General features: G+C 56.8%; 10 protein-coding genes and 1 tRNA gene. 6 read left to right on the top strand and 5 right to left on the bottom strand.

The features are described from left to right. Window positions 1–106: 106 nt before the first annotated feature. Together RIB44_00815 and wecB are read right to left on the bottom strand one after the other, a co-directional pair. Entirely contained in the window at window positions 107–2,443 is a 2,337-nt protein-coding gene (locus tag RIB44_00815) for a hypothetical protein (protein ID MEQ8615115.1), read from the bottom strand. Between the two features lie 117 nt (window positions 2,444–2,560). Then, the gene (gene wecB / locus RIB44_00820; GenBank protein MEQ8615116.1) at window positions 2,561–3,709 is read right to left on the bottom strand and encodes a UDP-N-acetylglucosamine 2-epimerase (non-hydrolyzing); all 1,149 of its coding nucleotides are present in this window, start codon (window positions 3,707–3,709) and stop codon (window positions 2,561–2,563) included. Between the two features lie 245 nt (window positions 3,710–3,954). On the opposite strand from wecB, the gene RIB44_00825 reads away from it, so the two are divergent. Next, window positions 3,955–4,995: a glycosyltransferase family 9 protein gene (locus tag RIB44_00825; GenBank protein MEQ8615117.1), complete on the top strand. Its 1,041-nt coding sequence runs from the start codon at window positions 3,955–3,957 to the stop codon at window positions 4,993–4,995. An 88-nt stretch (window positions 4,996–5,083) separates the two neighbouring features. Here the strand turns inward: RIB44_00825 and RIB44_00830 are convergent, their stop codons facing one another. Further along, window positions 5,084–6,211 carry a glycosyltransferase family 4 protein gene (locus RIB44_00830; protein ID MEQ8615118.1) on the bottom strand — a complete coding sequence of 376 codons (1,128 nt, stop codon included), beginning with the start codon at window positions 6,209–6,211 and terminating at the stop codon, window positions 5,084–5,086. Between the two features lie 101 nt (window positions 6,212–6,312). After that, complete coding sequence (locus tag RIB44_00835) at window positions 6,313–6,951, bottom strand: DUF4254 domain-containing protein (protein ID MEQ8615119.1); 639 nt, start codon at window positions 6,949–6,951, stop codon at window positions 6,313–6,315. A 198-nt stretch (window positions 6,952–7,149) separates the two neighbouring features. Here RIB44_00835 and RIB44_00840 point away from each other — a divergent pair, with 198 nt between their 5' ends. The 3 genes from RIB44_00840 (at window position 7,150) to RIB44_00850 (ending at window position 9,431) form a co-directional block, all read left to right on the top strand. Next, on the top strand, window positions 7,150–8,259 hold the full coding sequence (locus RIB44_00840; GenBank protein MEQ8615120.1) for a M28 family peptidase: 1,110 nt from the start codon (window positions 7,150–7,152) through the stop codon (window positions 8,257–8,259). Window positions 8,260–8,269: 10 nt separating this feature from the next. Further along, window positions 8,270–8,629: a hypothetical protein gene (locus RIB44_00845; protein MEQ8615121.1), complete on the top strand. Its 360-nt coding sequence runs from the start codon at window positions 8,270–8,272 to the stop codon at window positions 8,627–8,629. Window positions 8,630–8,774: 145 nt separating this feature from the next. Then, complete coding sequence (locus RIB44_00850) at window positions 8,775–9,431, top strand: hypothetical protein (GenBank protein ID MEQ8615122.1); 657 nt, start codon at window positions 8,775–8,777, stop codon at window positions 9,429–9,431. A 29-nt stretch (window positions 9,432–9,460) separates the two neighbouring features. Here RIB44_00850 and RIB44_00855 read toward each other — a convergent pair whose 3' ends face one another. Then, window positions 9,461–9,775 carry an ASCH domain-containing protein gene (locus RIB44_00855; protein MEQ8615123.1) on the bottom strand — a complete coding sequence of 105 codons (315 nt, stop codon included), beginning with the start codon at window positions 9,773–9,775 and terminating at the stop codon, window positions 9,461–9,463. Window positions 9,776–10,298: 523 nt separating this feature from the next. Here RIB44_00855 and RIB44_00860 point away from each other — a divergent pair. Both RIB44_00860 and tig read left to right on the top strand, forming a co-directional pair. Then, a tRNA-Gly gene (locus tag RIB44_00860) sits at window positions 10,299–10,370 on the top strand. A 174-nt stretch (window positions 10,371–10,544) separates the two neighbouring features. Then, window positions 10,545–12,014, top strand: a complete 1,470-nt coding sequence (tig, locus tag RIB44_00865; GenBank protein MEQ8615124.1) for a trigger factor — start codon at window positions 10,545–10,547, stop codon at window positions 12,012–12,014. Window positions 12,015–12,033: the final 19 nt, after the last annotated feature.

Genomic DNA, 12,033 nt, shown 5'->3' on the forward strand with positions numbered 1-12,033 from the left:
GGGCTGAGGCAACGTTCAGATTTGGGTGTTTGTAGGGGTTACACGGAGTGTGCAAATCCCCATGGGTTGCAGCAGACGCCGTGCTCGAAATACCGATGGACACTCGCTACCTGCTTCTCAGTCCAAAAGTGTTGACCGAGGATGGTTCGGCAGGAATCGGGGAAATCGTCGCGGCGACAGGCTTCGTGCCACTCCACAGCAATGCTTCTTCCCCCTTTTTCAGGTCGATGCTGAAGACCCCTGGCTCGATCTCTTCCAGCAGGTGTTCACGATTGCCCGTGATTTTTACCTGGCCGCTCAAGCTGGGGCTGATCACGCAGGGTTCACCGGCAAGGCTTTTTACACGAACAAACTTTGTTTCGCCATCGTTGCGTTTCGCACTGACGAGAAACGCGCCTTCGGTGCGTAGATCGTGAAAAACAATGTCGGGCCATGCGTCGGGCCCTGCCGGGAAGACGCGGATACGATCGCCCCAACTTTGCAGGAGCATGTCGTGCATGCTTTGCGCTGCGGAGAGCGGCGTTTCCATCACGGGGCCGGCTTCCTTGTAAAGCCCGTTGGGTTGGAGGAAACGTTCGAGCCCCTTGAGATACTTCAAGGAATCGTTTCCGTTGCCGATCGCTGCTGAAATGGAAGAAGCTCCAGTGAATGAGTAGCCTTGCAGAGCCCCCTTGAAGCTGATCCAGTGTTTCAGAGACTTCTCGATGAGCTCGCGCTGGCCGGGCTGGTCAACGTTGACGAGATACAGGGGGTAGGCCATTAACAGATGCGAGTAGTGTCTGTGAGAGCGACTGAACGGTTGCCCTCGACCGATCATGAAGCCGTTTTCGTCCGCGGGGTAATCAGCCAGTCTTTCTAAGAGGTCTTTCCAAGCAGGTCGGAGCGGGTCGGCGATGTCGAGTCGCTCGGAAGCCTCGAGTAGCGCTTCGCAACCCCAGCGGAGTAAAGCCAAATCGTAATTGCAATCGGGAGCGGTTCCGCCATACTCAGGGGAGTAGGTTGGTGGAAGGTGCAAGCGGCCATCGTCACCCTCTTCGAGTAAATGGCGTTGGAAATTGACTGCTCGTCGCAACAGCGGGTAAATCTTCTTGCGGAGCAGCTCGTCGTCCATCGAATAACGGTAGTGCATCCAGCAGTTGTGCATCGCCCAGGTGAGATTCCCCGTGCAAGCCCAGTAGCGCATGTCTCCATTGCGGGGTTCGATTAAGTCTTGAGCGGACGTTACGGGAATGTAGGCGGAGTCCTCCTGCCATTCTTTCGGACTTACATTGTTGATCAGGTGTTGCTGATTCTTGTGGAGCGTGTTGATGAGCGACTCGGCCAAATGCAATCGGTTCGAGGCGCAGGTCGGCCAATAGCAAAGCTGGACGTTGAGGTCCCAGGTGATGTAGGGCCAGGGAGTTGGCTGAATCCATGGGCCGGCGGTATCCATCATTGGTCGGTCCGAACGAGTCGCGCAGGCCATTTTGTACATTTGGTGCCAGTAGAAGCTCTCCAGTCGTGTGTCGGGGATCGAGACGAAACTTGCAGGATAGTAACTGTGCCACCAGTCCAGATGCTCCTCGGGAATCTGGTGATATTTGTTCTTAGTTGCTTGTTCGACATTCGCCTTCGCGCGGTAGGCTGCGGTGGTTTCCGGAAACGTTTTTTCGATGCTGACGATGTGTCGCTCGTGATGATTTCCGGTGGGCGTGCTTTCCCAGGCAACCGCATATTGGCCGCCGGCGAGTAGGTTTTGAACCGAAAAACCTTCCAAGGCGTGCGCAGAAGCGTCTGGCTGCTGGACGGGGGTAACTTCGACCGGCGGGTTGGGCTCGAAGAGCTTGAGCGTCTTACGGTAATGGTTGCCGTACCTTTCCGCGAAATCTTCAACTTGCTTTTCGGTTCTGGGATAACCTGGACGGGTCGTTTCCGCTTTCGCTGGCTCCCAGGTCCAGTGGCAGGATTGGAAACTGCCTGAATTGACCCCCGTCAAGAACGTTTCAATGAGCATCTTGTCGGCGTGAACGTAGTGCTCAATTCCTACCTCGCCTGCATCCGTGGTAATCGTACCACGCAGGGCGGCGTCGTAGAGATTGAGACGCCAATTGCAGCCAGTGACCTTTTCCTCGAAATTCAGGTAGAAGGAACCGATCATTAGTCGCGGTCGACTGTAAGCGGTCCAGCCGTGGGTGTTGTCACGGTGGTCTTGGATGTCGACACGGAAGAGTTGCAGGCGAAGAGCCTCACGCTTCTTGTCCCAGTAGAGCATCGTGCCCAGATTGCCGTTGCCCAGGTAGGGAGCTTCTTCCCAGCGTGTCGGCACGCGTTCCCAAAGAAGATCGTGTCGGGCCATGAATCTTGACCAGTCAACTTCGAGTTGGCAGAGGTCTTCAGATTTAGCAGTCTGAACAAACGTGCTGATCAGCACGAACAGGAGCAGAGAGAGCGACTTCGTTTTCATGGCGTAGAGGGGAGAGTGTTTGTTGATCACGCGGAAGAATCACGTAGCCGCCGTCGCCAGATGGTGGAGGGCAGCCCACATTGATTCAGCCCATTGTCCACGTTTTCGCAAACGTCTCTACACGCTATCTGACATCAGAAACGCGCGAACACCCTCGACGATGCGTTCTGCGGCATTTCCATCGCCGTAAGGGTTGGCGGTTTGGGCCATGCGCTGGTAGGCCTGATCATCGGTGAGCAGCGTCATGGCCTCGCTGACGATACGCTCGGTGTTCGGCCCCACCAGTTTGACGGCCCCGGCAGCGACGCCTTCGGGGCGTTCGGTTGTGTCTCGCATCACCAGGACCGGTTTGCCGAGGCTGGGCGCTTCTTCCTGCACTCCGCCCGAGTCAGTCAGGATAAGACGGCTAGCGCGAGCGAGTGCAACGAACTGCGTGTAGGGTTGCGGAGCGATCAACCGAACATTCTTGAGGTTACCTAGCTTCTTGTGCACCACGTCTTTCACGCGGGGATTCAAATGAACCGGGTACACGAACAAAGCTTCAGGGCGAAGCTCCGCAAGTTGGCGAATGGCATCACAGATTTGCAGGAACCCTTCGCCGAGGTTCTCACGGCGGTGGCCGGTGATCAGGATCATCTCGCGGTCAGCGATTTCTTCACCAACGAGTTCGGCAAGCTCGGCTTGAAGCTGGGGAGCAACCTCAGGCTGTTGCTGCCTTTCGACTTCCATAAGCAGTGCGTCGATCACCGTGTTACCGGTCACGGTGATTCGCTCCTCGGAAATCTTCTCCGCTAAGAGCGCATCGCGCGAAGTCGTCGTCGGCGCGAAGTGCAGGTCGGCGAGCGGGCTTACCAAACGGCGGTTCGCTTCTTCGGGAAACGGCGAGTGGAGGTTTCCCGTCCGCAAGCCGGCCTCGACGTGTCCGATGGGTATTTTGCGATAGAAGCTCGCCAGTGCTGCACAAAGGACGGTCGTCGTATCGCCTTGGACGAGAACAAAGTCAGGCGTCAGTTCAGCGAGTGCCTCGTCGATGCGACTCACCAGCCGCGAGGTAAGCCCCGCGAGGGTTTGGTCCTTCACCATCACGTCCAAGTCCTTATCGACTTGAATGCCGAACAGGTCGATTACCTGGCGGATCATTTCGCGGTGTTGCCCCGCGTTGATGACGACTGGTTCGAGCTGGTCGTCGGCTTTCAACGCTGCGACAACCGGGGCCATCTTGATGGCTTCGGGGCGGGTTCCAATGAAGACAGCAACGCGATGCATATGGAGAGGCGAGAGGTTAGGGGAGAGAGGCTAGTGCGAGGCAAGTGCTATCATCGCAAGCAGCGTGGGCGTTTGCAAATTCGAGGAAGCAAAAGTGATCAAGAGTTATCGATTCTCATTTCGCCGCTGAGCAAGCCAGCGGCGAAATACGAGCGATCTGTGAATCCCTCTTCCAATTGCTGTATTCACAAACAATTGCTATCGTTCAGATTCTCAGCACTTCTCAAGCCTGCAAGGAAGCAGCAATGTCGTCGAGTTCCCCAAGAATCCTCATCGTTCGCCTAACCGCTGTCGGCGACGTGATTCACGGCATGCCGGTGGCGTGTGCTCTGCGCGATGCCTTTCCAAACGCAACTCTTGGCTGGGTTGTTGAGGGTGGTGGCGGCGATTTACTCGAAGGGCATCCGGCGATTGATCATCTGATTCGCGTGCCGCGGCGGTGGTGGAAGTCGCTGCGGACGATACGCACCGCTGGCAAGCAGCTTCGGGCGCTTGAGTTTGACACCACCGTCGACCTCCAATGCCTGACCAAGAGCGCCGTGCTAGCAAAGTTCAGCGGTGCCCGCAGGCGGCTCGGGGCCGGGGGAAAGTCGGCCCGTGAAATCAGTGGCTGGTTAAACAATGAGCTGACGGTCGTGAAAGCGGATCACGTTGTGGACCTTTACCTGGGGATACTCAAGCCGTTAGGAATTACCCAACCAGAGGTCCGCTTCGACATGCCTGAGCGGGAAGTCGATGGGCAGTTCGCTGATAGCGTCCTGCAAGAATTGAGTCTTCCCGCCAAACAGTATGTCGTCCTGAATCCTGGAGCGGGGTGGAACTCGAAGCTCTGGCCAGCGGAGCGCTACGGCGAAATTGCGAAGCGACTGTTTGAGCGGTTTGGAGTACGTTCGCTGGCGGTATGGGGAGGGCAGGAAGAGCTGGCGATGGCGGAGACGATTGTTCGCACGAGCGACCGTGCGGCAATGCTCGCCCCGAGCACATCACTGCGTGAGCTTTCTGCTCTTCTACGGCGGGCGAGACTATTCATTGGCAGTGACACAGGTCCGATGCACTTGGCAGTCGCGGTCGATACGCCGGCCGTGAGTTTGCATGGCACCAGCCGTGCCGAGTGGTGCGGGGCCTACGGAGCTTCAAATCGTCGCGTGCAGGCTTACTACCAGGAAGGCTCGGCCAAAGAGCGGCGGAGTGCTGAGAACACCGCGATGCGTGCGATCACTGTCGAGGACGTTTTCGTCGCGGCGTCGGAATTGCTTGAAGCGGACGAGTTGCGGCGGTGTGGGTGAGGCCAGTTTTCAGTTGGCAGTGTTCAGTTTTCAGTAAAGAAAGATCACCAACCACTGTCCAATTCTGTGATCGAGAACTGAGAACTCACTATCCCAACACACGATCGTAGACGCCTTCAAGCGTTGACGTGAATCGGTGCCAGGAGAACACGTCGCGTGCTCTTTCGCGACCAGCTTCACCCATCTTGCTTGCGAACTCGCGATTGTCGAGTAGCGTGAGAATCGCTTCGGCCACTGCCGGTCCATCACCGACGGGGACCAGCAAGCCGGTCTCGCCGTTGGCAATCGATTCGGGCGCTCCACCTGCTTGGCAGCCTACGATGGGGCGAGCGCTGAGCGCCGCTTCGATGTAGACCAACGCACACGGCTCGCGATGTGAGGGCAGAGCCATCACATCGATCGCGTTCATCAGGTCTGCCGTGTCACGACGGAAGCCGTTGAAGCGAACATTTTCGAGAAAGCCTTCGTCACGAGCTTTTGTCTCTAGTTCTTCGCGAAGCTTCCCAGTGCCCATGACCCAGAACTGTGTTGTGGGGAAGAGGTTGAGGATTCGTGGGATCGCTTCGAAAAGTTCGCGGTAACCTTTCTTGATGGAAAGATGGCCGAACGTGCCGATCACCGGGGTCTCGGCGTCGGCTCCGAATTCCTTCCGCACTTCGAGTGGATCGCGTGTGGGGACGAACTCGTCTTGCTCCAGTGCGTTATAGAGGACGGTAATCTTTGCTGGGTCGATGCCTTGGTCGACCATGTGTTGTTTGATCGCATTGGAGACGCACAGCAAATGGGTCTGCTTGGAGTGCCATTTGGCCGAGGTGAAGCCTTGGACGTGACCGATCGACTTCGGCCCTCCCAAGGTTTCCATCCAGCCGCACCACCAGCTGGCAGAGGACAGCGTCGATTGGACGACCTGCACGTGATGACGCTTGGCGGCCCGGGCGATCAGCGCGGGTGCCGCGACGTTCACTTTGCCGCCAATGCGTGCCACGTCGACATCCATTCCTAAGTGTTGCATCTCAGGGATGGCAGGCGAGCCGCTCTTCACGAGGACCGGCATCACGTGGCCGCGAGCGGTCATTCGTTTAGTGAGACGCACCAGTTGCATCTCCGCTCCCGACATGTGCGACGGGGTGATGACTTGCAGGATGCGCCGCGTCTTGACCTTCTGCGCGTTGGCGAAAAGACGCTTGTTGTTGGATGTCTTGAGCGTGGAGGGCATGGATTTAGCCGTAGGGTATGCCGAGGTACGAGGCATACCATGAACATCGGTTAGGTATGCCTCGTACCTCGGCATACCCTACAAGTGAAGCGAATCGGCGTCTAAGCAGCCTTCTTGTAGAGATAAGGATTCAGCGTTGCGTCGTTGTACATTTTCATCTGGCGATAGACTTTCAGTAGTTTCTCGCCCGAGAAGAGGTCGCCGAGAAGTTCAGCAAGTGAGTTGGAGAGGTCCGCCTGTTGCAAACGGCAGCGGTCGAGACGTTCGTTGACCTTGTCGCAGTGGGCTTGGTCTACATCGTCGCGATCGAGCTGTTCTTCCAAGTGATAAACCCGCAGCGACATGATCGAGAGCCGGTCGATCGCGCTGCCGGGTGTTTCCGTGTTGAGTCGCGCATCCGCCTTGGGGGTCACGCCAGACTCGCCAAGCGCGTCGATGATCGCTTCGTCAACACGTTCGATCCAGTCGTTGCGGTTTTGGTTGTAACCATCGATGGCGCGCTTCACCATCGCGATTCGCGCGTCGCTAACGTCTTTGCTGCGTGCGATATCTTCCTCGTGCCACAACAGGAAATTGAATTGGTGTTGTTGGCAGATGGTAGCCATTAGGCCCACGTAAGGATTGTCCGGATCACGCTCATGCCAGCCAGCGACGGTGTCGCGATGGAGGCGATTGACCGACGCCACAAAAGCGATGGAGTCTTTAGGAAAGGGAGCACCCGAGAGGATTTGGGAAGACATGGCACGCGTCCTTGCGAGGGATTGGGTATTTGTAAGCGTGGGGATACTAGGAACCGTACCCGTTGTTAGCAAGGTAAGATGGGTAAAAGAGTTACTAGCCCGCGAGCTACGTCTCGCGCGGAAGATTAGCTTCTAGGTTCCGCGCGAGGCGTAGCTCGCGGGCTAGGTATCAATAAACGAGTGGCTTACAATCAAATCATGAGTTCAACCACGATGAAAAAAGCCCGAACAGCAGATCCGGTTAAGCCTAGTCAGATGAAACTGCTTGTCGGTTTTCTGCTAGCACTCGGTTTGGGGATCGTCGTGGTTGCACTTTTTCAGAGGAAGCCGCCGAAGCTGGATCCGGGGCCACTCCCTCTGGAAACGGGCACGGCAGCTTCTGCTCGTGAGATATTACGTGTTGGGAAACCACTCCCGAAGTCGGAACGGTTCTCGGGGAGAGTTGCTTATGCCCATCTGCTGGCGATTTGCGAACTGGGTTCGCGAATGAGCGGGTCGCCAGGAATGAAAGCCCAGCAGGAGGTACTCACGAAGCACTTCACGCAGCTTGGGGCGCAAGTTTCGCTGCAGGAGTTCAATGCCGGCCGAAACCCAGCGACGGGACAAGAGCAACCGATGCAGAACTTGATTGTCGAGTTTCACCCCGAAGCAACTGAGCGGGTTTTGCTCTGCGCGCACTACGATACTCGACCTCTGCCCGACCGCGACCCCGATCCCTGGCAGCGTCGCAATGGCGTTTTTCTGGGGGCCAATGATGGGGCCAGTGGCGTGGCTCTGCTGATGGAGTTGGGACATCGGTTGCCGAAGGATCCCCAGTTGGGAATCGACTTTGTGTTCTTCGATGGCGAGGAATACATCTACGACGAACGGATCGACGAGTACTTTTACGGCAGTACTTACTTTGCCCAGCAGTATCGTTCGAACCCACCCGCCCATCGATACAAGTATGGCGTGCTTGTCGATATGGTCGCTGACGCGCGTTTGGGAATCCCCATGGAATGGCACAGCAGCAACTGGCCAGACACACGGCCCCTGGTCCAAGAGATTTGGGGCGTCGCCAAGCAACTGCGCGTCCGCGAGTTTATTCACAAAGTGAATCCCGATCCGGTGCTTGACGATCATATTCCGTTGAACAAGATTGCGCGGATACCGACGATCGACATTATCGACTTCGCTTATCCGAACCCGCGCAACGGTTATTGGCACACGACCGCGGATCGCCCCGAGAACTGCTCAGCCGATTCCCTTTACAAGGTTGGTTGGGTTTTGCAGGAATGGTTGCACGCGAAATTGAGCGAGAATAAGTAGACTCCAAGAAATGATCCTCTTCGGCTACGCATTGATCGCACTCTCCGCCGGGCTTCTGGCTTTGCACTGGCAAGCATGGCGCGAGGCGGAGGCGACGCGTGGGGAGTTTGAGTCGCGGCAACTCAATCGACGCAGCCAAGCGAGCGCCCTGATCGGCGTGGTTGGACTGGCCGTTACGCTGTTCGAGCAGATTCCGCGACGCCCCTGGCCCTTTACGATTTATGCTGCTTGTTTGGTCGTCGCGACCGGTCTGATCTTGTGGCTGGCTTTCGCCGACGTGATGGCAAATCGGCAACAAGAGCACGAGCAGCGGATGAGTGACCTGGCGGAGGCGCTCAAAGAGCATCTGGCCGACAGCGAAGAGCAGTGACCTACGCGGGAAGCCAGTTTCGCCGCTGAGCTTGCTCCGCGTAGAAGCCTAGCGCGGAGCAAGCTCAGCGGCTATATGTGGATGCTAGCGATTGCCATGCGTTGCGTTAGAATAGAGTTTCGCAATCCGCTCTTTGGACTTTTCCATGCTTCCTGACCCCTTACGCCTCGCTATCGCTTTGCTTCCGCTGGCGGTTTACTGTTTGCTGATCGGGTTGATCAACGCGCGGCGACGGCCTTTCATGACCACGGGTGGCTGCGACCTAGCGGCCTTGGGGGCGGCCTTGTCGGGGTTGGTGCTGATTGGTCCGATCGAGTTATTCCGTCCCGAAGCAACGCGGATTGAATTCGGACGCTATGTCTGGCTGTTCCTGCTGCTGTTCTATTGGCTCTGGGTTTGGCTGGCCGTGCTGCTAACGCGACCGCGGATGGTGATTTACAACGCCAGCATGGATGAGATCCGCCCGGTGCTTTCTGAAGCAGCTCGGAAGGTTGATGACCAAGCACGTTGGGCGGGCGATAATCTCGCCTTGCCGACACTCGGCGTGCAGGCGCATCTTGAGAGCTTCGACGCAATGCGACACGTCTCGATTGTCTCCAGCGGCGCGAAGCAGAATCTCGAAGGGTGGCGTCTGCTCTCAGCAGAGCTGCACAATCACCTTGATGATTTGCCAGTAACGCCCAACCCACGAGCGTTGGGACTGTTCCTAGCGGCGACGGGCTTGGTCGTGGTTAGTCTTTCGCGAGTATTGGCAAGCCCCGAGCAGGTAGCCCAAGCGATGACTGAGATGTTTCTTTTCTAGTCGGCAGGGGGCAGTTAGGGATAGGTTCCTTATGTGGGATCTGGCTCATTCACCTTGTGGAACGTCACGCGGAACGCTTGGTAGCCTGCGGCTAGCTTCTCGCCGTAGATCGTTTGCAATTCTTCGCGGAGAGCTTCTGCCGTTTTGAAACCGTCAGGCACTGCGTCGGCGTCGGTGAGTTCTTCCAGGCGGACTTGGCCTACCGTGTCGATACGGATCGGTCCGATTCCCGGGATGTAGCTACGTTGGCCTGATCGCATCATGCGATGCTTCCAGAGCCGGATGGTCTGCGTCTTTTCGCCTGAGCGAATCGCGGGCAGGAATTTCTTCTTGAAGAGCAGCATGGGGCTAAATCGACGAAGGTCTGGAGTCAGAGATTGCAGTTTATCAGGGTTTCGCCGCGTGTGCTTGCACCGCGGGCAGTGAGTGGGCTTACTTGTTGAGTCTTAGCCGTGCAGCATTAGCTAAAAAGACGAACGCTGGCAGCGAGTACCCTCTCCCCCACGATTTCGCACTTTATAATCTATCCACTCTCAAACGCGTTGATGCGAAATTGTGGGGGAGAGGGCAGGGTGAGGGGGCTGAAGCGGGTACCCGGCGCACCCCCTCACCCCGGCCCTCTCCCCCAGGTTGCTGTCCACAACGCACTTAGAAAGGTTCAATCCTAGACGGTCTAGCAACCTGGGGGAGAGGGAGCACCGTGGTCGCAAACCTAACCAAATTTGAGACGCTCCCACTTTGCGATACCTCTGAGGACGACCGCGGCTCGCCCCTTCGCCTAGCTCACTTCCCCCTTGCGTGGACCCCTAGGCGACTTATAATTCGGGAACCACTGGAGTTCATCCGGCTACAGTGGGCGAAGCAGTCGCGGGTGTAGCTCAGTGGTAGAGCATCACGTTGCCAACGTGATTGTCGTGGGTTCGATCCCCATCACCCGCTCTTAGTGGAAGTCCGAGAAGCGAAAAATACGCATTTGGTGCTGTCGGCCCATGCTTTCTCATATCAGAGGATGCTGGGCTCTTGCACTTTCTGGACCCTTCGTTTTCAGGCGAATGAAAGCGAAGCCTACCGTACCGTCGAGTCAATTTAGCCGAGTTCAACCGAGCAAAAGCCATGAGTGAAGAATTACTAGAAGACGATGTCGCCGTCGAAGAAGCTCCCGAAAAGCTCAATCTAGAAGTCGAGGTGACCAGCCCCAGTGCCTGCGAACGGCATGTGACCGTGACCATTTCGCGTGAGGACATCGATCGCTACCTCGACGATGCCTACGGCGAGATGATGGCAACCGCCTCGGTGCCGGGCTTCCGGATCGGGCGGGCTCCGCGGAAGTTGGTTGAGAGCCGCTTCAAGAGCGAAGTGGGCGATCAAATCAAGGGCTCGCTGTTGATGGATAGCCTTGGTCAGATCAGCGAAGAGCAAGAGTTCACGGCGATCAGTGAGCCGGAACTGAATCTCGACGCGGTTGAGGTTCCCGATGAAGGGCCGATGACCTTTGAGTTTGATATCGAGGTCCGCCCCGAATTCGACATGCCGAAGTGGAAGGGCCTGAAGATCGTTCGCCCAACGCGCGACTTCACCGACGAAGATGTCGAGCGGCAGAAAGTTCAGATGCTTGCCCGCTACGGCAAGCTTGCCCCGCACGATGGCCCGGCCAGTGAAGGCGATCACGTCACGCTCGATATCACGGTTACTCATGAAGGCGAGCAAGTCTCGAAGGTCGAGGATCGTGTGGTCCGCGTACTCGATAACCTCAGCTTCCAAGATGCCCGTCTTGAGGGCTTCGCGAAGTTGATGGAGGGTGCGAAAGAGGGCGACAAGAAGACCGCAAAAGTTACGCTGACTGCCGACGCGCCCAACGAAGAGCTTCGCGGCAAGGAAGTGGATGTCGAATTCAAAGTGCTTGAGGTCAAGAAAATCAAGCTGCCAGAACTGTCGGAAGACTTCTTGGCAGAGATCGGCAACTTTGAGTCGGAAGAGAAGTTCATCGAGGCGATCAAGGCGAACCTTGAGCGTCAGCTTGAGTATGAGCAGCAGCAGAAATCACGTGAGCAAATCACCGCCGAACTGACCAAGCAAGCGGATTGGGAGTTGCCACCAGGACTGCTCAAGCGTCAATCGGTCCGTGAAGTCGAACGTGCCACGATGGAACTTCGCCGTGCTGGGTTCAGCGAAGCGGAAATCCGGGCTCGCGAGAACATGCTTCGCCAGAACAGTGCGCAATCGACCGCTCGGGCACTCAAGGAACACTTCATTCTGGAACGTATTGCTGAAGAAGAAAACATTGAGGCGGAACAGGGCGATTTCGATAAGGAAATCTTCCTGATGGCCATGCAGAGCGGCGACTCGCCACGTCGCGTACGTGCTCAGATCGAAAAACGTGGCCTGATGGACGTTCTGCAGAACCAGATCATCGAGCGGAAGGTGCTCGAAAAAGTTCAAGCCGAAGCCAAGTTTAAGGACGAACCATTCGAACCGGCCAAAGACGATACCGAGGCGATCTACATGGCTGCCGGTGGTGGAGCGGGTGAAGCGAACATTCCCGATGCCACGGAAGCCGACGAAGAGGAAGCTGCTGAGGGCTAGCCCTTCTAAATCAACAGAA

It is taken from the genome of Lacipirellulaceae bacterium (assembly GCA_040218535.1).
GTDB lineage: Bacteria > Planctomycetota > Planctomycetia > Pirellulales > Lacipirellulaceae > Adhaeretor.